Source organism: Microbispora siamensis (genome assembly GCF_016863095.1).
GTDB classification, from domain to species: Bacteria; Actinomycetota; Actinomycetes; order Streptosporangiales; family Streptosporangiaceae; genus Microbispora; species Microbispora siamensis.
The window spans coordinates 31,604-53,610 of the sequence record NZ_BOOF01000062.1; the positions used below are offsets into that span (position 1 = coordinate 31,604).

Consider the following 22,007-nt stretch of genomic DNA (forward strand, 5'->3'; position numbering starts at 1 on the left):
ACGGGCGATGACCAGTGGGCGGCGCGCCGTACGATGCTGTGTCGTGAGACACAGCGGCGGGGCACAGGTGACGAGACGCGCGTTGCTGGGCTCCGCCGCCGCGGCCGGTCTGGCCGCGGCCGGCTGCTCCTCGGCCCCGCGGAAACCCGCCGCGCCGGCCCCTCCGGATCCGCAGACCGTGCTGATCACCTCGCTGATCGCGGGCAAGGAACAGCTGGTGTCGCTCTACGGGCGCGCGGTCGCCGCCCTGCCCGGCCGGGCCGCCGCGCTTGAGCCGTTCCGTCAGCGTCACGCGGCCCATCTGCAGGCCCTGCGTGCGCTCCTGCCCGCCGGGAGCGGCACGGGAACGTTCCCCGCGAACTCTGCGCCTCCGCCGGCGTCGCCGTCAGGGTCGCCGTCCGAAAGCCCGTCCGCGGTCTCCGTCGGGGCGCTCAGGGACGCCGAGCGGCGCGCCGCGTCGGCGCGGCCCGCGCAGATGGCCATGGCCTCCCCCGCGCTCTCCCAGCTCCTGGCGAGCATCGGCGCGTGCGAGGCCGTCCACGTCGTCGCCCTGGGGAGGGTGCGTGACTGAGACCTCGGCCGAACCCGCCCGGGCGCCGGCCGGAGACGCGCTCGCCCGGGCCCTGGCCGCCGAGCACGCCGCCGTGTACGCGTACGGGGTGATCGGCGGGAGGACGAGCGGCGCGCTGCTCAGGCGCGCCACCGCGGGGTTCGACGCCCACCGGGCGCGGCGCGACCAGCTACGCGCGCTCATCACCCAGCGGGGCGGCACGCCCGCCGAGCCGGGCCCCACCTACAGCCTGCCCTTCGAGGTGCGCAAACCGGCCGACGCGGTGCGCCTTGCCGTGCTCGTGGAGCAGCGGGTGACCACCGCCTACCTGGAGCTCGCCGCCGACCGCGACCCGGCGCTGCGGCGGATCGCCGCACTGGCCGCGCAGGAGTGCGCGACCCGGGCGTACGGCTGGCAGCCGAAGATCGGTGACCCGTTCCCGGGCATGGGCCGAGGCGGCGCCGACTTCGACGTCGCCGTCCCCAACCAGGGGGCCGAGACCCCCGCGCCGGACTCCTCCGGATCGGACGGGCCCGCGGGAACGTCCGCTTCTGAGGAGGCCCAGCCGGAGCCGTCCGCGCCTGAAGGACAGTAACGCGCCGCCGCCCCGTGTGAGCACGGGACGGCGACGCAGGGTGCCCGGTGATCAGGCCCGGCAGGCGGCCAGCACCCGCTCGACGGCCTCGTCCAGCGGGATCTCCTCCTTGGTCCCGGTCGCCCGGTCGCGCAGCTCGACCACGCCGTTGGCCAGGCCCCGGCCGACGATCAGCACGGTGGGCAGGCCGAGCAGCTCGGAGTCCTTGAACTTGACGCCGGGCGACACACCGGGCCGGTCGTCCACGAGCACGCGCAGCCCCCGCGCCTCAAGGGTCTCGGCGAGCGTGCTGGCGACCTCGATCTGGTTCTCCTTGCCGGTGCCCACGATGTGCACGTCGGCGGGCGCCACCTCCCTGGGCCACACCAGGCCCAGCTCGTCGTGGCGCTGCTCGGCCAGCACGGCCACCGCCCGGGACACGCCGATGCCGTACGAGCCCATGGTGATGCGGATGGGCTTGCCGTCGGGCCCGAGCGCGTCGAGCTGGGCGGCGTCGGCGTACTTGCGGCCGAGCTGGAAGATGTGGCCGATCTCGATGCCCCGGTCGATCGACAGCGGGTGCGCGCAGCGGGGGCAGGCGTCGCCCGCCCGCACCTCGGCGGCCTCGATCGTGCCGTCGGGCTGGAAGTCGCGGCCCGCGACGACGTGCGCGGCGTGCTTGCCCGGCTCGTTGGCGCCCGTCACCCAGGCCGAGCCCTCGACCACGCGCGGGTCGACCAGGTAGGTGATCCCCAGGTCCCTGAGCACCTGCGGGCCGATGTAGCCGCGCACCAGGCCGGGGTGGCGGGCGAAGTCCTCGGCCTCGAAGATCTCCGGCACGCCGGGCGAGAGCGCCGCCTCCAGGCGCTTGAAGTCGACCTCGCGGTCGCCGGGCACGCCGACGATCACCGTCTTGACCTCGTCGGAGCCCGGCGTGCGTACCTTGACGACGAGGTTCTTCAGCGTGTCGGCGGCCGTGATCCCGAGGCCGTGGTGCTCGTTGACGTACGAGACGAGCGACTCGATCGTCGGGGTGTCGGGCGTGTCGAGCACCTTCATGGGCGGCTGCGTGGCGGTGACGGCGGGCGGCGCGGGCGTGACGACGGCCTCGGCGTTGGCCGCGTATCCGCAGTTATGGCAGGCCACGAAGGTGTCCTCACCGGTCGGGCAGGGGGCGAGGAACTCCTCGGAGGCCGACCCGCCCATCGCGCCCGACATCGCGAAGCAGATCCGGTAGTCGATGCCGAGACGCTCGAAGATCCGGATGTACGCCTCGCGGTGCATCTCGTAGGACCGCTTCAGGCCGTCGTCGTCGAGGTCGAAGGAGTAGGAGTCCTTCATGACGAACTCGCGGCCCCGCAGGATGCCCGCCCGGGGACGTGCCTCGTCGCGGTACTTGGTCTGGATCTGGTACAGCGTGACGGGGTAGTCCTTGTAGGAGGAGTACTCCCCCTTCACCATGTCGGTGAACATCTCCTCATGGGTCGGCCCGAGGAGGTAGTCGGCGCCCTTGCGGTCCTTCAGCCGGAACAGCGTGTCGCCGTACTCGGTCCAGCGGCCCGTGGGCTCGTAGAAGTCCCGGGGCAGCAGCGCGGGGAACAGCACCTCCTGCGCGCCCATCCGGTCCATCTCCTCGCGCACGACCCGCGCGATGTTCTCCAGCACGATCTTGCCGAGCGGCAGCCAGGAGTAGATGCCGGGCGCGACGCGGCGGATGTAGCCGGCGCGGACGAGCAGCTTGTGGCTCGGCACTTCCGCGTCCGCCGGATCCTCACGCAGGGTGCGCAGGAACAGGGTCGACATACGCAGCAGCACGGCTACTCCTTGCTCGTGAGAGGTCTCCGACCTGAGAGACGAGACGAAGACGATGTGCTCCCAAGGCTATCGACTCCCAGGGCCCCACCGCCTCACGTAAACGACGGGCGGGTCGATATCAGTCGCCGATAATCAGCCACCGAGCAGTTCCTCCCAGTGCTGACGGGACCGCCCGCCGGTGCCGACGGGGCCGGCCGGGCCGTCCAGCGCGGCCGACAGCCGCCACAGGCCGGGCCTGGTCCGCAGCCGCTCCATGCCGAACGGGTCGATGGCCCGCAGCACGAAGGTGACGCCCATCACGTTCAGCATCGCCGTCGACGTGGTCGCCGGGCCCGCGGGCGCCGCCCGCACGGCGCCCGGGCCCGGCTCGCCGATCCGTTCCAGGAGCAGCGCCGCCACCTCGGCGGCGTACGGGCCGTCGCGCCACTCGATGTGCCAGGAGCGGTCGGTGCCCCGCCACCACGTGAGGTCGCGGCACGCCTCCAGCATCTCCGCCTCACCGGATAAGGCGGCCATGACCCGCCCCAGCGCCTCGTACCTGAGCCCGTCCGGCCCGGAGCCGTGCGGCGACGGCGCGTCGCCGCCGTCCTCGTGACCGTTCTGCGGGCCGTGCGCCGTGGCCGGTGAGGCCCCGGGCTCGTCCCGCCCCCCGCGGAGTCCCCTCATGTCAGGGAGGGTGCCACCGCCCGGCCTTCTCGTCCGCGGGTTTCCCCGTCTTTTAGCCCCACTGCCCACGGGCATCACTTTGATCGTGGCCGCCGGGTCGCCGCAACCCCGCGAACCATCACAACACGGATGACAATCCGGCCCCACGGCACGGCGTTCCCCTGGCAGGGCGACCGGCGGTGATAAAGAATCACTGGTAGGGGACGCCGCCGCTGCTGGAGGCCATGGTGACACTGCGCGTCGCGATCGTCGGGTCGGGCCCGGCCGGGATCTACACGGCCGAGGCGCTGGTCAAGCAGTCGCACGATCCCGTCGAGGTGGACGTCCTCGAACGCCTGCCGACGCCGTACGGGCTCGTCCGGTACGGCGTGGCGCCCGACCACACGTCGATCAAGTCGATCGCCGGCTACCTGAGGAGGGTGCTGGAGACCCCGGGAGTGCGCTTCCTGGGCGGCGTCGAGCTGGGCGCGGACCTCTCGGCGGACGACCTGCTGTCCTGCTACGACGCCGTCGTCTACTGCACCGGGGCGATGGTCGACAGGCACCTCGGCGTCCCGGGCGAGGACCTGCCGGGCAGCGTCGCGGCGACCGACTTCGTCAACTGGTACTGCGGCCACCCCGACGTCCCGCCGGACACGTTCTCGCTCGACGCGGAGGAGGTCGTCGTCATCGGCGTCGGCAACGTCGCCGTGGACGTGGTGCGGATCATGGCCAAGACGGCCGACGAGCTGCGCGGCACCGACGTGCCCGAGGAGGTGCTCGACCGGCTGGCCGCCTCCAAGGTGAAGCGCATCCACATGGTCGGACGGCGCGGCCCCGAGCACGCGAAGTTCACGCTGAAGGAGCTGCGCGAGCTCGGCGAGCTGCTGAACGCCGACGTCCTCACCTTCCCCGACGAGATCGCGGTCGCCGACCTGACCACGCTGTCGCGCCAGGTCAGGGGCAACGTGGATGTGCTTCGGTCGTGGTCGGAGCGCAAGCCGGCCGACCGGCCCCGCCGCCTGGAGGTGCGCTTCTGGCTGCGCCCCGTGGAGATCCTCGGCGTGTCCCGGGTCGAGGGCGTACGGCTGGAGCGGACTCGGCTGGAGAACGGGCGTGTCGTCGGCACCGGGGACTTCGAGACGATCCCGGCGGACATGGTGATGCGCTCGGTGGGCTACCAGAGCGTGGCGCTGCCGGGGGTGCCGTTCGACCCGGGGTCGATGACGGTGCCGAACGTCGCCGGCAGGGTGACGGACCGGCAGTACGTCGCGGGCTGGCTCAAGCGGGGGCCGACGGGCGTGATCGGGACCAACAAGTCCGACGCCGCGGAGACCGTGCGCACGCTGCTCGCCGAAGCGGTGCCGGGGACCGCGACCGCCCGGCTGGACGACCTGCTCGCCGCACGCGGGCTGAGCCCGGTGACGTACGAGGACTGGCTCGCGATCGAGGCCGCGGAGGCCGCGCTGGCCGGCAGTCTGCGGAGGGGCGAGCGGGTGAAGCTGGTGGGCAGGGACGCGATGCTGGGCGCCTGCGGCCGGCCGGCCCGGCCGGGGGGCGCGTCTTGACGGGTGTCGTGTCCTGACGGGTGTCGTGTCCCAAGGATGGCGCGGTCAGGACCAGTGGGCCGGCCGGTGGTAGCGCGCTCCCTCACGGCCGGACACACGGTCGGGCAACTGTGACTGCCGGATGAGCGCCTCGCCGAGGGGAAACCAGGCGTCGCTCGCGAGGCGCAGGCCGTCCGAGCGCCTGCCGGGCGGGAAGACGGAGACGACCCGGGTCTTGCCACCGCGCCGGGCGTCCACCTGGCGCACCGCCTCGATGGCCGCGCACAGGTCGGAGTCCGCCGACAGCAGCAGCACCATGTCGACCAGGTCGAGCGCGACGTCGCCGACCATGGCGGCGGCCAGTGCGACGTCGGACTGCTTCTCCTCGTAGGTCCGCCAGGAGACGCCGCAGGCTCGGCAGGAGGCCCGCTGCTCCTGGAACCGCCCGAGCACCACCTCGACCCCCAGGGTCTCCAGGGCCGCCTGATAGGTCTGCTGGCGGGCGAGGGCGCGCGCGTCGCCCCGGACGGGAGCGGTGAAGTAGCGGAGGGCCGTCAGCGTCTGCCCCGGCCTCAGCAGCCGAAGGGCCAGCGCCCGCAGATCGAGCCAGAGATAGCGGCGTCCCCGCAGGGAGCGCAGTCCGTAGTAGAGGTTGAACCCGTCGACGTAGACCCCGACACGCACGACTTCGAGAACGGGGTTGTCGCGCACCGCCACCATCTCCTAACATGGAGTCACCGCGCCCGCGGCTACGTCCCCGGGCTCTACGGCCCCCGACAGGGGGCCGTTTCTTTTTCGCTCATGTGTTCGAGGAAAAGGATAGCCAACGCTGCGTGGTCATGCAGCGACGTTGCGTGATTGCCCTCCCCGTGGCGGGACTCTGCGAGGATCGTCCCCATGGAGACGACGCTGACCGGCCAGGACGGGCCGCTCGACGGTCTGCTCGACGGCTTCGCCGGCGCCCATCGCGAGCAGCTCGCCCGGTTCCCCGAACGGGAACCCGCGTGGCAGCCGGTGCACACGGTGTACGTGCCCGCGGACCGGGTGACGGCGGAGATCGTCCAGCAGTGGCGCCACGCCGCCACCGACCTCCTCCACCGGCTCCTGTTCACTCCCGCCGAGCTGGCCGCGCTGTTCGAGCTCGACCCCGAGCTGGCCCCGCCCGTGCACGACCGCGTACGCAGGAAGCTGCACGCCGAGCCGATCGAGGACCTGCGGATCGACTTCGAGGACGGGTACGGCCTGCGCTCCTCCGAGGAGGAGGACCGGCACACCGAGTCCGCGGCGGCGGCCGTGGCCGCGATGCACGAGGCCGGCACGCTGCCCCGCAGGTGGGGGCTGCGGGTGAAGTCGTTCGCCGACGGCGACCCCCTGCGCTCGGTGCGCACGCTCGACGGGTTCCTGGCCGGCGTCGTACGACGGGCCGGCCGGCTCCCCGACGGGTTCACGGTGACGTTCCCCAAGGTCCTGATGGAGGACTACCTGCGGCAGTTCGCCGGCTGCCTGGAGGCGCTGGAGCGGGCGTTGCGCCTGCCCTCCGGCACCCTGCGCTTCGAGATGCAGGTGGAGGCCCCGCAGACCGTGCTCATGCTCCAGCGGTCGGCCGACCTGGTGCCCTCGCTTGGCGGCCGGCTGGCGGCCGCCCACTTCGGGGTGTTCGACTACACGGCCGCGCTCGGGCTGCCGCCGGACGAGCAGCGGCTCGACCACCCGGCCTGCGACCACGCCCGCCACGTCATGCAGACGGCGCTGTCGGGGACGGGGGTGGAGTTGTCGGACGGCTCGCTGGCCGCGGCCCCGGCCTCGGACGCGGCGGCCGACGTGCACGCCCTGCTGCGCAGGCACTCGGCGCTGGTGTCGCACTCGCTGGCACACGGCTTCTACCAGGGCTGGGACATGCACCCCTCGCACCTCGTCAGCCGGTTCACGACCGTGTACGCGTTCCATCTCGCCTGCTACGAGAAGTACGCCGACCGGGTGCGCGCCTGGCAGGAACGGCGCGAGGCCGCGGGGGGCGTGCTGGACGAGCCCGCGACGATCAAAACCCTGGTCGCCGCGCTGGCCCGGGCCGACCGCACCCTCTGCTGAGATTTGCCAGATCGGCAAAGTTTCTTGCCGCTCTCTCCGCCTGTGCCGCACTGTTCGACGGCAGACATCTGAAGCAGCCGTCGGCACAGGAGGCACGGGGTGGACGAGAAGAAGTACGACGTGGTGGTGGTGGGCGGCGGCCCCGCGGGGCTCGGCGGCGCCCTGGCGCTGGCGCGGGCGCGGCGGTCGGTGCTGGTGGTGGACGCGGGAGAGCCGCGCAACGCGCCGGCCGCGCACATGCACAACTACCTTGGCCTGGACGGCACGCCGCCCGCCGAGCTGCGGGCGGCCGGGCGCGAGGAAGTCATCGGGTACGGCGGCGAGATCGTCGCCGGGCGGGCCGAGACCGCGACGCGGGAGGGCGACGACTTCCTCGTGACGCTGGACGGCGGGCGCGTCGTCCGGGCCCGCCGGCTGCTGGTGACGACCGGGGCCGTGGACGAGCTGCCCGACGTGCCGGGGCTGGCCGAGCGGTGGGGCCGCGACGTCCTGCATTGCCCGTACTGCCATGGGTGGGAGGTCCGCGACCGGCGCATCGGCGTGCTGGCCACCGGGCCACTCGCCGTCGAGCAGGCCCTTCTGTGGCGGCAATGGAGCGAAGACGTGGTGTTCCTGACCCACCACTGCCCCACGCCGTCCGAGGAGGAGGCCGAACGGCTCGCCGCGCGCCGGATCCCCGTCGCCGACGGCCCGGTCACGGGGATCGAGGTGACCGGCGACGCGCTCACCGGGGTGCGGCTGGCCTCCGGCGAGGTCGTCGCGCTCGACGCGCTCGTCGTCGCCGCGCCGCTCACCGCCCGGTCCGGGGTGCTGGAGTCGCTCGGGCTCAAGCCGGTCGAGGTGGAGGCCGGCGGTCACGTGGTGGGCACCCGGATCGCGGCGGAGCCGACCGGGGCGACCGCCGTGCCCGGTGTCTGGGTGGCGGGGAACGTGACGGACGTGCGCGCCGTGGTGATCGCGTCCGCCGCCGCGGGCCTGGCGGCCGGGGCGGCGATCAACATGGATCTCATCGCCGAGGAGACCCGGGAGGCCGTCGACGCCTACCGGCACGAGATACGCACGTTGTTCGAGGAGGCGGCCTGGGAGGAGCGCTACCGCTCCCGGCCGGCGATCTGGAGCGGCCGCCCGAACCCGCAGCTCGTCGCCGAGGCCGCCGAGCTGCCCCCGGGCCGGGCCCTCGACGTCGGCAGCGGTGAGGGGGCCGACGCCGTCTGGCTCGCCGCGCGGGGCTGGCGGGTGACGGGAGTCGACATCTCCGCCACGGCGCTGGAGCGGGCCGCCGCCCACGCCGCCGAGGCCGGCGCGGACGTCGCGGACCGCACCGAGTGGGTGCGCGCGGACCTGCGCGACCACGCCTTTCCCGAGGGCGCGTACGACCTGGTGTCCGCGCAGTACATGCACCTGCCGGGCGAGGCCAGGCGGACGTTGTTCGCCCGGCTGGCCGCCGCGGTGGCCCCGGGCGGCACCCTGCTGATCGTCGGGCACCACCCGTCCGATCTGCTCACCAGGGCCCGGCGGATGCACTTCCCGCAGATGATGTTCACCGCCGAGGAGGTCGCGGCGTCGCTCGATCCGGCCGAGTGGGAGGTCACGGCGGCCGAGGCCCGGCCGCGCACGGCGGCGGACCCGGAGGGGGGCGAGATCACCATCCGCGACGCCGTCCTGGTCGCCCGCCGCCGCGCCTGAGTCTCAGAGCCGGGCGGTCACAACCGGTCGACGATGCGGCGCCAGCGCCTGACCCGGTCGGCGTCCACCGGCTCCCGCCACGAGCCCCGCACGGCGGTGCCCACGTGGAAGGCGCGGACGCCGTAGTCGAGCAGCACCGGGACGTGCTCCTCGCGCAGGCCGCCGCCGGCGAGCACGAGCGAGGCGTCCCCCGCCTCGGCCCGCGCGCGTAACACGCCGAGGCCGCTGCCGACGCCCTCGGGCGAGCCCGACGTGAGGACGGTCGCCAGGTTCGGCAGCAGCCGTACGGCGCGCCAGGCGGCCCGCACGTCGGCGGCGTGGTCCACGGCGCGGTGGAAGGTCCAGGGCAGCGGCGAGACCGCGTGGATCAGCGCGTCCGTCGCCTCCCTGTCGACCGACCCGTCCTCGGACAGGAAGCCGAAGACGAAGCCCGCCGCGCCGGCCTCGGCGAGTTCCTTGACGTGGCCGCGCAGCCGGTCGAGCTCCTCCGACGTCACGGTGAACCCGGCGTTGCAGCGGAGCATGACCATCTGCGGCAGCCCGCACTCGCGCGCGATCGCCGCGACGAGGTCCGCCGAGGGGGTGAGCCCGCCCGAGTCCATGTCGGACACGATCTCCAGGCGGTCCGCTCCGCCCTCCTCGGCGGCCACGGCGTCACGCAGGTCGAGCGCGATCACTTCAAGGAGGGATCCCGTCATGAAGTGAACAGTATCGGGTCCCTTTGCGGTGCCTCACGGCATCCGCCCTGTTCAGCACTCGATCAACTCGTTGTGCGCGGTGATGTCAAGAACCCTCCTGGCTTGCGCCGCATGTCCCGAGCGCTGGGCCGGCACCGCCGGCGTGCGGCGATAGGACAACGCGGCCGGGATCGCGGCGGAGGCGTCCCGCTCGAACAGCGCGCCTGAGGCTCGGTGCGGCAGGTCGACGGTGCGGACGTGCCGGAAGCCCGCCTTCCGGTAGTACGACTGCAGCCGGGCGTTGTCCTTGGCGCAGTCCAGCCGCAGGTACGGCCGGTCGTGCGCGGCGGCCCGCAGGGCGGCCCAGTCGAGCAGCGTCTCCCCCAGGCCCTGGCCCGAGTAGGTCCTGCTCACGGCGAGCTTGTGCACGTAGAGCGCGTCGCCGGGGCGGTCGGCGGGGGTCCAGAACTCCGGGTCGGCATGGCCGTCCACCGCAATCGTGGCGGCCGGCACCCGTCCGGCGTTTTCGCCGGCGTCCAGAAGGTACATGACGCCCTCGGCGATCAGTGGTTCGATGCGCTCGGCCGGAAAGCCGTCGGCGGGCCACTGCCGTACGCCGAGGCCGTTCAGCCACCCGGCGGTGCGCGCCAGCAGGGCGAGGACCCCCTGCAGGTCGGCCGGGGTGGCGCGACGCAGCGTGAGTTCCGTAACAAGATCCAGGGTGTTCGCAGGCATGCCTGATTCCTTTCGTGCCGACGGCGGCGATTTGATCACTGAGAGTGACGGCGGAATGCCGTACAGCGTCCGTCCGGAGACGGCGGACCCCGCTAGGGCGCGCGGGCGCGGCGCGGTCCCCTGCCGGGGTCAGGACGGGAATCGCGGGAACGGCCCTCCGGAGGAGGGCCCGGCGGCCGGGGACGCCCGCTCAGGCGAGGGGGCGTCCGGGCCTCGTCAATGACGTTCCAGCTCGTATCGGATCAGATGCTTGTCTGCGGGCAGCACGGACACGGCGACGCGGACGGGCGTGTCGTCGGCGTCGTAGCCGACCCTGGTGTGGACGACGACCGGAGTGCCGGGCTCGAGCTGGAGCCGCGACGACTCGTCAGAGGTCGGCATGCGGGCCGACAGGTCGTCGATCACGCGAACCTGGAGATGGCCCAGCTCCTCCAGCACCCGGTTGGCCCCGCGCGTGATGTCGCCGGGCCGGGCGATCTCGGAGTCCCCCACGATCTCCAGGGGGAAGTAGGAGTCCAAGGTGTTGTACGGCTGGCCGTCCACGAAGCGCAGCCGGCGGCGCACGACGGCCAGCGCGCCGTCGGCGAGGGCGAGGCGGGTGGCCACGTCCTCGGGCGGCTCGACGATCGAGACCTCGATCCTCTGGTCCGCCGTACGGCCCTCGGAGCGGACCGCGTGGACGAACGTGTCGAACCGCCGCCCCTCCTGGTCGTACGGGAGGAACTCGTCCTGGGGGCGCATGAGGAGGGGGCGGCGCTCGCGTACGAACGTTCCACGCCGGCGCATCCGCAGGATGAGACCCTCGTTCTCCAGCTCGCCCAGGGCCAGCCGTACGGTGTTGCGGCTGACGCCGTGCGCCTCCATGAGGTCGGCCTCGGTCGGGATTTGGTCGCCCGGCGCGAGTTCGCCCGCGTAGATGGCCCTGCGTACCTCAGCGGCCACCTGCTGGTAGAGCGACGATCGTGCCATCTTTCCTCAATCCACCCTTTTGTTCCAACAAATCTAGAGGATCTCGGTCTACCGGGAAACAACCCCTTGACCTGAGCCCACCCAGCCGCGCATTATCCAAACGTTGGTACAAATCCATCCAATGGAGGTGGGCCCGTGAGGGCGGTCGGTGCGGGAACGCCGAACTCGCCCTGGCGCGAGCCCAGACCTGCCAGAGCCCAGACCTATCAGAGCGACGGGAACGACATGTCAGAGCTGTCGGTATCCACCGACATGACCGCCTTGTGCGGGAACGGCGTGACATGCCCGAGCACGCGGTACCACCGCACGCCCGAGCGGCCGGTCGGCCGCTCCCCATGGACTCCGTGCGATTGAACGAGATCTCGACCCCAACCCTCGCCGGGGTCGAGGTCTCGCGCCGGGGCGGAGCGCGTCCTGGCGGGTCCCCCACGCCCGCCAGGACGCGCCACCGTTAATCACACAGGGAATGCATCGACTCCGGGCCTCCTTGACTTATGGGGAGGCGACTGAGGAGGCACGTGCGCGATGAGCACCCCTGTGGCCCGGAGGGTCGGCCATGACGGCACCAGGAGGATTCCGGCCGTCAATCCCCAGCACTTCAGGAACGTCCTCGGCAGGTACGCCACCGGCGTCGTGGCCGTCACCGCGATCGACCCGGAGACCGGGGAGCCGAGCGGCCTGGCGGTCAACTCCTTCACGTCCGTGAGCCTCGATCCGCCGCTGGTGTCGTTCTGCGTCTCGCGGGCCAGCACGAGCTGGCCGCGCCTCAAGGCCGCGACGACCCTGTGCGTCAACGTGCTCGCCGACCACCAGGAGCAGGTGTGCGAGCGGCTCGCCGCGAAGGGCGGGGACAAGTTCTCCGGCCTGTCGTGGGCCCTGTCCCCCGGCGGCGCGCCCGTGCTGGACGGCGCGCTCGCCTGGATCGACTGCACGGTGGACCGGGAGCATCCGGCCGGCGACCACGTGATCGTCGTCGCCCGGGTCACCGGGCTCGACCGGTACGACGACGGCGGCCCGCTGGTGTTCTTCCGCGGCGCGTACGGGAGCTTCACTCCCTGACGCGGGAACCGACCGGTCGGTATGCTGCCCGCATGACTCTGTTCTCGGTGGAAGGCAAGACGGTCGTCGTCACGGGCGGGTCCCGGGGCATCGGGAAGATGATCGCGCGCGGGTTCCGCGACGCGGGCGCCGTCGTCTACATCTCCTCACGGAAGAAGGACGAGCTGGAGGCGACGGCCGCCGAGCTGGGCTGCCACGCCGTACAGGCGGACCTGTCCACCCCCGACGGCGTCGAGGCGCTGGCGCAGGCGGTGTCGGAGCGGGAGAGCCGGCTCGACGTGCTCGTCAACAACGCGGGGGCGAGCTGGGGCGCGCCGCTGGAGGAGTATCCGGAGCACGCCTTCGACAAGCTCTGGAACATCAACGTCAAGGGCGTCTTCTTCCTCACCCGCCGCTTCCTGCCCCTGCTGCGCGCCGCCGCATCGCCTGACGACCCGGCACGTGTGATCAACATCGGGTCGATCGACGGGCTCCGGGTGCCGTTCATGGAGAACTACGCGTACTCGGCGGCCAAGGCGGGCGTCCACATGCTTACCCGGCACCTGGCCCGCCAGCTCGCCCGGGAGTCGATCACGGTCAACGCGATCGCGCCGGGGCCGTTCGAGTCGAAGATGATGGCCTTCGCGCTCGACGACCCCGAGATGCGCGGCGCGATCGAGAGCAACGTCCCGCTGGGCCGGATCGGCAGGCCCGACGACATGGCCGGCGCGGCCGTTTTCCTCGCCTCACGCGCCGGGTCGTACCTGACCGGCACCGTGATCCCGGTGGACGGCGGCATCTCCGCCTAGCCTCGTCCCCGCATAGCCTGGTGCGCATGTGGCAGGTGGCGGTGTGCGGGCCGGGCGAGTGCACCCCGCAGGAGGCCGAGGCGGCCCGTGACGTGGGCCGCCTGCTGGCCGAGGGCGGCGCGGTCGTGCTGTGCGGCGGGTACGGCGGGGTGATGGCCGCCGCGGCGGCGGGCGCGCGAAAGGCCGGAGGCGTCGTGGTCGGCGTCCTGTCCGGCCGGGACCGCGCCGGGGCGAGCCCGGACCTCACCGTGGCCCTTCCCACCGGCCTCGGCGAGGCCCGCAACGCGCTGATCGTGCGGGCCGCCGACGCGGTCGTCGTCGTGGGCGGCTCCTGGGGCACGCTGTCGGAGCTGGCCCTCGCCCAGCGGGCCGGCACGCCGGTCATCACCCTCGGCGGGTGGCGGGTCCTCGACGCCGAGGGAGGTCCCGTACCCGGTCCGGTGGCCGCCGCCGGCCCGGCCGACGCCGTACGGCTGGCGCTCGCCGCCGCCGAGCGGGCCCGCCCGCTCAGCCCTTGAGCATCTCGGCGAGCGTCTCGGCGAACAGGTCGGGCGCGGCCAGTTCGTCCCGCAGGAACAGGTAGGGCTCGGTGAGCTCCAGCTCGATCAGGACCGGCTCGCCGTCCGGCATCCGCACCAGGTCCACCCGGGCGTACAGCAGGTTCTCCGGCACGGCGGCCAGGACCCGCTCGGCGAGGGCGAACTGATCGTCGTCCGGGTCACGCAGCGTGGCGCGGTTCTCCGCGGTCTCCGCCACGCCGGTGAGCATCGGGTGCCGCCGTACGGCGTGGCTGAACTGGCCGCCGAAGTACAGCAGCGACAGCTCCCCCTCCTGCTCGACGGACGGGATGTACGGCTGCACCATGACCGTGCGGCCCGCGGCGAGCAGCGCGGCCGCGTGGCCCGCGGCGGCGTCCCGGTCCCTGGTGCGGATGGTGTCCCGGGCCCCCGCGGAGACGGCGGGCTTGACCACGTACTCGTCCCATTCGGGCAGATCCGTTCCGGATTCGGCCCAGTGGGTGGGAACCGTGGGCACGCCGAGCGTGCGCAGGTAGGTCTTGTCGGTGTTCCATTCGATCACCGACGCCGGGTTGAACAGCCGCGTCACCGACTCCACCCGGTGGGCCCACGCGACGAACTCGTCACGACGCTCGATGTAGTCCCAGGCGGAGCGGACGACCGCCGCGTCGAAGTCCGACCAGTCGACGCGGGGGTCGTGCCAGCTCACCGGCGAGCCCTCGATGCCGGCCCCGAGCCAGGCGGCGAGGACGATCTCCCGCTCGTCGTCCTGCCCGGCGGCCGGATGGTCCGTGGTGACGTAGGCGACCTTCATGACGCTCCCATTCGCATGTCAGCAGTGACCAATGCTATGGGAGATGTCAGGCGAGGCCGGCCAGCACCTCGGCCGCCGCCTGGCCGCAGACCCGGGCGGCGCCGTGCGTGGCGATGTGGACCGCCCCCAGGTCCGTACGGCCCGGCAGCCCCATCTCGATCACGACGCCGTCCGGCCGGGCGGCCAGCAGGCGCTCCAGCAGGTCGGTCTGCCAGGGGTGGCGGTGGGCGTCCCGCACCACGATGACGAGGGGCCGGTCGGCGGCCTGGCTCAGCACGGTGCCGGCGACGCCGTTGTGGACGTCCGGCTGCCGCAGCCGGGCGACCGTGGTGCCGGGCAGCAGCTTGCTCAGCGGCTCCCCCGCGCCCCACGGCATGCCCTTGTCGATCGCGAGGTTGGTCTCCGGCGCGAGCTCCACCACGTGCGGGGCGGCGGCCAGCGGCAGCACGCCGTCCGCCCCGTGCCGGGTCACCCGCAGGGCCCGGCGGGCGGCGACCAGCCCGATCTCGTCCTGGCGATCGTCCAGGGGCGGGGCCTGCATCTGCCAGGCGGTCAGGGCGCGCACCCGCGCGGCCGCGTCGGCGAGCCGCTCCTCCGACAGCCTGCCCTCGGTCACCGCGTCCGCGACGGCGTCGCGGATGTGCTCGTGGGTCGCCTCGTCGGCGTTCTCCCCGCCCACGCAGACCGCGTCGGCCCCCGCCGCCACGGCCATCGCGCTCGCGCCGCCCAGGCCGTACCGGCCGGAGACGGCGGCCATCTCGATGCCGTCGGTGACGATCAGGCCCTCGAAGCCCAGCTCCTCGCGCAGCAGGCCGGTGAGGACGCGGGGGCTGAGCGTCGCCGGCAGGTCCTCGTCGTACGCCGTGACCAGCAGGTGACCGGTCATGATCGAGCGCACGCCCTCGGCGATGGCCACCCGGAACGGCCACAGCTCGACCTCGGCCAGTTCCTCCCGGGAGACCGTGACGCGCGGGACGCCGTGGTGGGAGTCGACCGACGTGTCGCCGTGCCCGGGGAAGTGCTTGGCGCAGGCCGCCACGCCGGTGGACTGCAGGCCGCGGATCCAGGCGGCCGTGTGCCGCGCGACGAGCAGCGGATCGGCGCCGAACGACCGCAGGCCGATGACCGGGTTGTCCGGGTTGGAGTTGACGTCTGCGGCCGGGGCGAAGTCGATGTTCACCCCCGCCGCCCGCAGGTCCCACCCGATGTCGCGGGCCACCCGCTCGGTCAGCTCCACGTCGTCCACGACGCCCAGGGCGTAGTTGCCCGGCCGTGAGCTGCCCGTACGGGCCTCAAGCCTCGTCACCTCCCCGGCTTCCTCGTCGATGCCGATCAGGATCTCCGGATTCTCCGCGCGCAGGGCCGAGGTGAGTGCGGCGAGCTGGGCCGGGGTGTCGACGTTCCGGGAGAACAGCACCACACCGGCGAGCCCGCCGGCGAGCCGCCGCCGCACCCAGTCGGGGGCGGTGGTCCCGGTGAAGCCGGGCAACAGGACCGTGTCGGCCAGACGGAGCAGGTCAGGGCTTCGCTTCATGCTGCGCCCGCAGGGCATCGCTCAGGCATGCCCCGCAATCTAATAGGAAAGTTTCCTATTTGCTAGAGGGAAGGTCACACATCGACGCGGTGGAGCCTGTTCTCCTTCACCTCGAAGCCGGCGATCGTGGTCAGCGGCGCGCCGGGACGGTCCACGAAGGCCACGGCCCGGTAGTCCGCCCGGAAGTTCTCCATGTCGGCCACGCAGGACACGTAGCCGTGGCGGCTGTCGAAGAACGCGATGTGCGGGTTCAGCTCCAGGATCGCGCTCGCGTCGGTGACGCCCGGCATGCTCGTCACCGACGGCCCGACGAACTCGACCCCGAGGGCGCGGGAGGCCGGATCCGCCCAGTCGGCGCGCACGTCGGAGGCGTACGCGCTGTGCACGTCGCCGCTCAGCACGACCAGCCCGTCGGGGGCGGCGGCGAGCACGCGGGCGCGCGAGTCGGGGTAGCCGTCCCAGGCGTCGGCGCTGACGGGTTCGAGCGGGAACCTGCGCTGGGAGAAGAACACCGCCTGGGCGAGCACCTTCCACCGGGCCGTCGATCCATGCAGCCGGTCGGTCAGCCACTTCTCCTGCTCGGCGCCGAGCATGTCGCGCCCCTCGCGATACTGCCGCGTGTCGGCGAGCAGGAAGTCGGCCACCCGGCCGTACGGCCGCCGGCGGTAGTTCTGCAGGCCGGACCCGGACGGGCGGACGCGCAGCGGCTGGTGCTCGTAGTACGCCTTGAACGCGGCGGCCCTGCGCTTGAGGAAGGCGGCGGGGCTGCCGCCGTCACCGGGCAGCGCGCCCGCCCAGTTGTCGCGGACCTCGTGGTCGTCGGGGATCGCGATCCACGGCGCGGCGGCGTGGGCTGCCTGCAGGTCCGGGTCCATCTTGTAGCGGGCGTAGCGGTCGCGGTAGGCGCCCAGTGTCGTGCACTCGGCCGTCGACTCCAGCGGGCGCACCCAGCGGCCCGGCTTGGGGTTCTTCGGCTTGCCGTACTCGTAGATGTAGTCGCCGAGGTGGAGGACCAGGTCGGGCCGCTCGCCGGCGAGGTGGCGCAGCGCGGTGAAGTAGCCGTGCTCGTAGCGCTGGCAGGAGACGAAACAGAACCGGACGGGGGCGGTCGAATCCGGGCCGGGCGCGGTCCTGGTGCGGCCCACCGGGCTGACGTGGCCCTCGATGGAGAAGCGGTAGAAGTAGTCGGCCGCGGGCCGCAGCCCGGTCACCCGTACGTGCACGCTGTGCGCCCAGTCCGGCTGCGCGGGGGCCGTGCCCGACTGGAGGACCTTCGTGAACCCCTCGTCCTCGGCGAGCTCCCACCGTACGGTCATCGCCCGGCTGGGCATGCCGCCGGGCTGTGTCGGATGCAGCGGCTCGGGGGCCAGACGGGTCCACAGGATCACGCCGTCGGATAACGGCTCTCCTGACGCCACCCCCAAGGTGAACGGATACCCCATTTTCGCCATGGGTTCGATCCTGCCCTACAGATCCCGGTCGTGCGGGGAGGTCGGCCGAGGCGAGAATGTGAACAAGCTCTTGCTCGACGGCCATAATGGGAGCCGTGAACCAGCGTAAGGACTCCGGCGGCACGGCCGCGCCGGTCAAGGCGAAGCGGGGGACGGCCGGTTCGGCGTCCGAACGGCGCGACCACCTCGTCAAGCTCGCCGCCGAGTTGTTCGCGCGCAAGGGCTTCCAGGCCACCACGGTGCGGGAGATCGCGCTTGAGGCCGGCATCCTCTCCGGGAGCCTCTACCACCACTTCGACTCCAAGGAGACGATCGTCGACGAGGTGCTGCGCACCTTCCTCGAGGATCTGATCACCCGCTACCGCGCGGCGCTGACCACGCACGCCGACCCGCGTTCTGTCCTGGCGGAGATGGTCCGCATCGGCTTCGGCACGCTGGAGGACCACCGGGCGGCCATCACGGTCATGCAGAACGACTGGAACTACCTGCGCTCGCTGCCCGGCGACCGGTTCGACTACCTGGTGCGGGCCGAGGACGAGGTCGAGCGCATGTGGGTGGAGCAGATCACGAGCGGCCAGGCCGCCGGCCAGTTCCGCCCCGACGTCGATCCCAAGCTCACCTACCGGATGATCCGCGACACGATCTGGGTGACCGTGCGCTGGTTCCGCCCGGGCGGCAGGCTCGACACCGACGCCCTGGCCGACCACTTCGTCAAGCTGCTGTTCGACGGCCTGGCGACCGGCGAGCGGGCGAGCCAGCCGTCATGACGCTACTCAAGGCCGTACGGCACGCGCTGACCGAGCTCGCCGACCCCGCGCGCGCCGCCTCCATGCGGTCGTACATGAAGTCGGAGATGCCGTTCCTCGGGGTGACGGCCGTGCCGCGGCGGGCCGCGCTGCGCAAGGTCTTCGCCGAGCACCGGCTGGACAGCGCCCCCGAGTGGCGCAGGGCGGTGCTGGCGCTGTGGCGCGAGGCGGAATACCGCGAGGAGCGCTACGCCGCCATCGAGCTGTCCGCGCACCGCTTCTACCGGTCCTGGCAGACGCTCTACACCATCCCCATGTACGAGGAGATGGTCGTCACCGGGGCCTGGTGGGATCTGGTCGACGACATCGCCGTGCACCGGATCGGCACGCTGCTGCGCCTGTACCCCGAGAGCATGCGCCGCCTGGTGCTGGAGTGGGCGCACGACCCCGACCTGTGGAAGCGGCGCACCGCCATCCTGTGCCAGAACTCGTTCAAGGATCGGACCGACGTCCACCTGCTCTACGCCTGCATCGAGCCGAGCCTGTCGGACACCGACTTCTTCGCCCGTAAGGCGATCGGCTGGGCGCTGCGGGAGTACGCGAAGACCAACCCGCAGGAGGTGCTCCGCTACGTGAAGCACCAGGGCATCAGCGGGCTGAGCCGCCGCGAGGCGCTGCGCAACATCCCTGACGCGTAGAGCAGGCGGGGCTGGTCAGGCGGGGCGGAACGAGTCGCGCGCCTGCGGGGCCGCGTGCTTGATCATGAGGTGCCGGGTGACCGAGTACTCCAGCACGGCCTCCTGGCTCATGTCCTTGCCGAACCCGCTGCCCTTCACGCCTCCGTGCGGCGCCTCCGAGGCGATCGGCAGGTGGTCGTTCACCCAGGTCACGCCCACGTCCAGCCGGTGGGAAACGCGCAGGGCGCGGGCCACGTCCGTGGACCACACCGACGAGGCCAGCCCGTACGGCGTGGCGTTGGCGAGCCGCACCGCCTCGTCCTCGCCGTCGAACGGCATCGCCACCAGCACCGGGCCGAAGACCTCGCTCCGCACGATCTCGCTCGCCGGGTCGGCGTCGGCGATCAGCGTCGGCGCGTAGTGGAAGCCGGGGCCGTCGATCGGCGCGCCCCCGTGGACGACGCGGCCGGACGCCCTGGTCACGAAGCCGTGCACCCGCTCCCGGTGCTCGGCGCTGATCAGCGGGCCGATGTCGGCGTCCGGCGCCCAGGGGTCGCCGGGCCGGACGCGGGCGACGGCCTCCCGCAGCGCCTCGACCGCCTCGGCGTACCGCGACCTCTCGACGTACACCCTCGTCGCGGCCGTGCAGTCCTGGCCGGTGTTGTAGGTGGCGCCCATGACCACCCCGGCCGCCATGTCCTCAAGCGAGGCGTCGGCGAACACGAGCGCGGGCGCCTTGCCGCCCAGCTCCAGATGGACCCGCTTGAGGCCGTCCACCGCGCCGCGCATGACCTCGCGGCCGGTGGCGGTGGACCCGGTGACGCTGACCATGTCCACGCCGGGGTCGGTCACCAGGGCCCGCCCCACGTCCGCGCCGCCGGTCACCACCCGTACGAGGCCCTCCGGGGCCCCGGCCTCGGCGAACAGCTCGGCGAGCCGCAGCGTGGTGCGGGGCGTCCGGGGAGCCGGCTTGATCACGACGGCGTTCCCCGCGGCGACGGCCGGGCCGATCTTCCAGACCGCCATGATGAGGGGGAAGTTCCACGGCGCGATCGCCCCCACGACCCCGATCGGCCGCCTGATCAGCACCGACGTGTATCCGGCGCTGAACACGCCGGCGCCCGTGCCGTCCAGGGACCTGGCCGCGCCGGCGAAGAACCGGAGGTTGTCGGCGGCGAAGGTCAGCTCGCCGTCCCGGAACACGGCGGCGGGCTTGCCGGTCTCCTCGACCTCCAGCCGGGTCAGCTCCGCGGCGTCCCGCTCGACGAGGTCCGCCAGGCGCAGCAGCACCCGCGCCCGCTCCCCCGGCGTCGTCTCGCGCCACTGCTCGAAGGCCTCCCGGGCTCCGCGGACGGCCCGCGCCACCCCGTCGAGCGGGGTGTCGGGCACCTCCTCGATGACCCGGGCGTCGGCGGGATTGATCAATGTCGTCATGAGGTCGTCCTCAACTGTCGAAGCCGATGCCGAAACGGTCGAGTGACCGCAGCCAGGGCCCTCTGCGGCCCTCGTTCTGGTCGGCGCGGGCGAGTTCGCGGCGGGTGAGCTGCACCACAGGCCAGCGCAGCGGCTCGGGCGGGAACGGCACCGGGTGGCGGCGGACCATGCCCAGCCGCGTCCGCGCGGTGGACCGCCGGGCCAGCAGGTCGAGGCCGGTCAGCGCGCCGAACCTGGATGCGCCGACGCCGAGGCCGGTGTATCCGAGGGCGTAGGCCAGCCGCCCGCCCATCGCCGTGCCGAAGAACGGGGTGAACCGGCTGGTCGAGTCGATCATCCCGCCCCACCTGTGCGTGAAGCGCAGGCCGCGCAGCTGCGGGAACGTCGCGAAGAAGTGCCGCGCGAGCCGCTCGTGCGTGGCGTCGCGCTGCTCGGAGCCGCCGCCGCCGAAGTTGTAGATCGCGTCGTACCCGCCCCACAGGATGCGATCGTCGCGGGTGAGCCGGTAGTAGTGGAACCGGTTGCCCGCGTCGGTCAGTCCCTGGCCCTCCGGCCACCGGAGCGACGCCCGCTGCTCGGGCGACAGCGGCTCGGTGACGAGCACGTAGTCCCAGACCGGCAGCACGAACAGGCCCAGCCTGCGCAGGGGGGAGGGGAAGGCGTTGGTGGCCAGCAGCACCTGCCCGGCGCTCACCGCGCCGCTCACCAAGCCGTGGCCTCTCGTCCCGGCCTCCACGCCGGTTCGCGTCCGGGTCAGCGTGGTGACCTCGGTGCCCTCGTGGATGCGCACCCCGAGCCGCGCCGCGACGCGGGCCAGGCCCCACGCGAGCCCGGCGGGGTCGAGGACGCCGCCGGTGCCGCGCAGGCGCAGCCCCGCGAGATAGGTGGGCGAGTCGACGTCCGCGCGCATCTCGTCGCGGCCGAGGAACACCGCGTCCTCGCCGTGCTCGCGGTGCAGCTTCTCGGCCCGCCTCAGCTCCTCCACCTGGTGGGGCGCCACCGCGACCGTGGTCTTGCCGACCAGGCGGAGGTCGGCGTCGATGTCGTGGTCGTCGGCGAAGCGGGCGATGGCCGCGAGGTTCGCCCGCCCCAGCGCGAGCAGGGCGGCGTTCTCCGACGGCCACAGGCGCGTCCCCTGGGCGAGCCCGTGGGTCAGGGAGTCGGAGACGAACCCGCCGTTGCGGCCGCTCGCGCCGTACGCGATCGACCGCGCCTCCACGAGGACGACGTCGCAGGCCGGGTTCTCCTCCTTGGCCAGCACGGCGGCCCACAGTCCGGTGAAACCGCCGCCGACCACCAGCAGGTCCGCCGTGGTGCGGCCGTGCAGGGGCTCGTACGGGCCGGGCGCCCCGGGCCGGTCGGTCCAGAAGACCCGTGGAGCGGCGTCCTCGATCAGACGGCTGCCCTTGGTCATTTGGCCGCGATGTTCTCGATGACGTCCGCGGCCACGCGCAGGCCGTCACGGCGGCGGATCTCCTCGCCGGCCGCCGCGAGCCGGTCGCGCAGGTCCTGGTCGCCGAGCAGCCTCTCGATGGCCCCGGTCAGCTCCTCGTCGGCGAATCCGTAGGTGTCCAGGCGGACGCCGTACCCGGTCTCGTGCACGCGCTGGGCGTTGTCGTACTGGTCCCAGAACAGCGGCATGACGATCATGGGCTTGCCGAAGTGGAACGCCTCGGTCGTCGTGTTGTTGCCGCCGTGCG

At 72.8% G+C, this 22,007-nt stretch carries 22 protein-coding genes; 10 read left to right on the top strand and 12 right to left on the bottom strand.

Features of this window, described 5'->3' with window-relative positions:
- Positions 1 to 43: 43 nt before the first annotated feature.
- Together Msi02_RS38365 and Msi02_RS38370 are read left to right on the top strand one after the other, a co-directional pair.
- Entirely contained in the window at positions 44 to 571 is a 528-nt protein-coding gene (locus Msi02_RS38365) for a hypothetical protein (RefSeq protein WP_204052675.1), read from the top strand.
- Positions 564 to 1,145 (top strand): ferritin-like domain-containing protein, encoded by a 582-nt coding sequence (locus Msi02_RS38370; RefSeq protein ID WP_204052676.1) that lies wholly within the window; start codon positions 564 to 566, stop codon positions 1,143 to 1,145. The genes Msi02_RS38365 and Msi02_RS38370 overlap by 8 nt, the downstream gene beginning before the upstream one ends.
- A 51-nt stretch (positions 1,146 to 1,196) precedes the next feature.
- On the opposite strand, the gene Msi02_RS38375 is transcribed toward Msi02_RS38370, so the two are convergent.
- On the bottom strand, positions 1,197 to 2,939 hold the full coding sequence (locus Msi02_RS38375) for a proline--tRNA ligase (RefSeq protein ID WP_179155494.1): 1,743 nt from the start codon (positions 2,937 to 2,939) through the stop codon (positions 1,197 to 1,199).
- Positions 2,940 to 3,071: 132 nt separating this feature from the next.
- Entirely contained in the window at positions 3,072 to 3,605 is a 534-nt protein-coding gene (locus Msi02_RS38380) for a hypothetical protein (RefSeq protein WP_204052677.1), read from the bottom strand.
- A gap of 224 nt (positions 3,606 to 3,829) precedes the next feature.
- Between Msi02_RS38380 and Msi02_RS38385 the strand changes: the two genes are divergently transcribed.
- Positions 3,830 to 5,152 carry an FAD-dependent oxidoreductase gene (locus Msi02_RS38385; RefSeq protein WP_204052678.1) on the top strand — a complete coding sequence of 441 codons (1,323 nt, stop codon included), beginning with the start codon at positions 3,830 to 3,832 and terminating at the stop codon, positions 5,150 to 5,152.
- Between the two features lie 45 nt (positions 5,153 to 5,197).
- On the opposite strand, the gene Msi02_RS38390 is transcribed toward Msi02_RS38385, so the two are convergent.
- Complete coding sequence (locus Msi02_RS38390; protein ID WP_204052679.1) at positions 5,198 to 5,842, bottom strand: NYN domain-containing protein; 645 nt, start codon at positions 5,840 to 5,842, stop codon at positions 5,198 to 5,200.
- A 186-nt stretch (positions 5,843 to 6,028) separates the two neighbouring features.
- Between Msi02_RS38390 and Msi02_RS38395 the strand changes: the two genes are divergently transcribed.
- Together Msi02_RS38395 and Msi02_RS38400 are read left to right on the top strand one after the other, a co-directional pair.
- Positions 6,029 to 7,219 (top strand): DUF6986 family protein, encoded by a 1,191-nt coding sequence (locus tag Msi02_RS38395; protein WP_204052680.1) that lies wholly within the window; start codon positions 6,029 to 6,031, stop codon positions 7,217 to 7,219.
- Positions 7,220 to 7,318: 99 nt separating this feature from the next.
- A complete protein-coding gene (locus Msi02_RS38400) occupies positions 7,319 to 8,905 on the top strand; it encodes an FAD-dependent oxidoreductase (protein ID WP_204052681.1) in 1,587 nt (528 codons plus the stop codon).
- A 17-nt stretch (positions 8,906 to 8,922) separates the two neighbouring features.
- Here the strand turns inward: Msi02_RS38400 and Msi02_RS38405 are convergent, their stop codons facing one another.
- The 3 genes from Msi02_RS38405 to Msi02_RS38415 all read right to left on the bottom strand — a co-directional run bounded on the left by Msi02_RS38405 (position 8,923) and on the right by Msi02_RS38415 (position 11,286).
- A complete protein-coding gene (locus Msi02_RS38405; protein ID WP_079319836.1) occupies positions 8,923 to 9,603 on the bottom strand; it encodes a copper homeostasis protein CutC in 681 nt (226 codons plus the stop codon).
- Between the two features lie 51 nt (positions 9,604 to 9,654).
- Positions 9,655 to 10,317, bottom strand: a complete 663-nt coding sequence (locus Msi02_RS38410) for a GNAT family N-acetyltransferase (protein WP_204052682.1) — start codon at positions 10,315 to 10,317, stop codon at positions 9,655 to 9,657.
- Positions 10,318 to 10,533: 216 nt separating this feature from the next.
- Entirely contained in the window at positions 10,534 to 11,286 is a 753-nt protein-coding gene (locus Msi02_RS38415; RefSeq protein ID WP_030510734.1) for a GntR family transcriptional regulator, read from the bottom strand.
- A 525-nt stretch (positions 11,287 to 11,811) separates the two neighbouring features.
- On the opposite strand from Msi02_RS38415, the gene Msi02_RS38420 reads away from it, so the two are divergent.
- The 3 genes from Msi02_RS38420 to Msi02_RS38430 are packed head-to-tail and all read left to right on the top strand — an operon-like array spanning position 11,812 to position 13,651.
- Positions 11,812 to 12,345 (top strand): flavin reductase family protein, encoded by a 534-nt coding sequence (locus Msi02_RS38420; protein ID WP_204052683.1) that lies wholly within the window; start codon positions 11,812 to 11,814, stop codon positions 12,343 to 12,345.
- Between the two features lie 32 nt (positions 12,346 to 12,377).
- Positions 12,378 to 13,133: an SDR family oxidoreductase gene (locus Msi02_RS38425; protein WP_204052684.1), complete on the top strand. Its 756-nt coding sequence runs from the start codon at positions 12,378 to 12,380 to the stop codon at positions 13,131 to 13,133.
- A gap of 26 nt (positions 13,134 to 13,159) precedes the next feature.
- Positions 13,160 to 13,651 (top strand): TIGR00725 family protein, encoded by a 492-nt coding sequence (locus Msi02_RS38430; protein WP_204052685.1) that lies wholly within the window; start codon positions 13,160 to 13,162, stop codon positions 13,649 to 13,651.
- On the opposite strand, the gene Msi02_RS38435 is transcribed toward Msi02_RS38430, so the two are convergent.
- The 3 genes from Msi02_RS38435 to Msi02_RS38445 form a co-directional block, all read right to left on the bottom strand.
- Positions 13,641 to 14,465 carry an ATP-grasp domain-containing protein gene (locus tag Msi02_RS38435; protein ID WP_204052686.1) on the bottom strand — a complete coding sequence of 275 codons (825 nt, stop codon included), beginning with the start codon at positions 14,463 to 14,465 and terminating at the stop codon, positions 13,641 to 13,643. The genes Msi02_RS38430 and Msi02_RS38435 overlap by 11 nt on opposite strands.
- 46 nt (positions 14,466 to 14,511) lie before the next feature.
- Complete coding sequence (locus Msi02_RS38440; RefSeq protein WP_204052687.1) at positions 14,512 to 15,999, bottom strand: glycoside hydrolase family 3 protein; 1,488 nt, start codon at positions 15,997 to 15,999, stop codon at positions 14,512 to 14,514.
- A gap of 74 nt (positions 16,000 to 16,073) precedes the next feature.
- A complete protein-coding gene (locus tag Msi02_RS38445) occupies positions 16,074 to 17,450 on the bottom strand; it encodes an alkaline phosphatase D family protein (protein WP_204052688.1) in 1,377 nt (458 codons plus the stop codon).
- Positions 17,451 to 17,536: 86 nt separating this feature from the next.
- Between Msi02_RS38445 and Msi02_RS38450 the strand changes: the two genes are divergently transcribed.
- Complete coding sequence (locus Msi02_RS38450) at positions 17,537 to 18,217, top strand: TetR/AcrR family transcriptional regulator (RefSeq protein ID WP_079319830.1); 681 nt, start codon at positions 17,537 to 17,539, stop codon at positions 18,215 to 18,217.
- Positions 18,214 to 18,894, top strand: a complete 681-nt coding sequence (locus Msi02_RS38455) for a DNA alkylation repair protein (RefSeq protein WP_204052689.1) — start codon at positions 18,214 to 18,216, stop codon at positions 18,892 to 18,894. Before Msi02_RS38450 ends, Msi02_RS38455 begins: the two co-directional genes overlap by 4 nt.
- 15 nt (positions 18,895 to 18,909) lie before the next feature.
- Here Msi02_RS38455 and Msi02_RS38460 read toward each other — a convergent pair whose 3' ends face one another.
- The 3 genes from Msi02_RS38460 to Msi02_RS38470 form a co-directional block, all read right to left on the bottom strand.
- Positions 18,910 to 20,307: an aldehyde dehydrogenase family protein gene (locus Msi02_RS38460; RefSeq protein WP_204052690.1), complete on the bottom strand. Its 1,398-nt coding sequence runs from the start codon at positions 20,305 to 20,307 to the stop codon at positions 18,910 to 18,912.
- 10 nt (positions 20,308 to 20,317) lie between these two features.
- A complete protein-coding gene (locus Msi02_RS38465) occupies positions 20,318 to 21,721 on the bottom strand; it encodes an NAD(P)/FAD-dependent oxidoreductase (RefSeq protein ID WP_204052691.1) in 1,404 nt (467 codons plus the stop codon).
- The coding region (locus tag Msi02_RS38470; protein ID WP_275414214.1) for a nucleotide disphospho-sugar-binding domain-containing protein at positions 21,718 to 22,007 on the bottom strand (290 nt) is incomplete at its 5' end. The genes Msi02_RS38465 and Msi02_RS38470, both read right to left, overlap by 4 nt.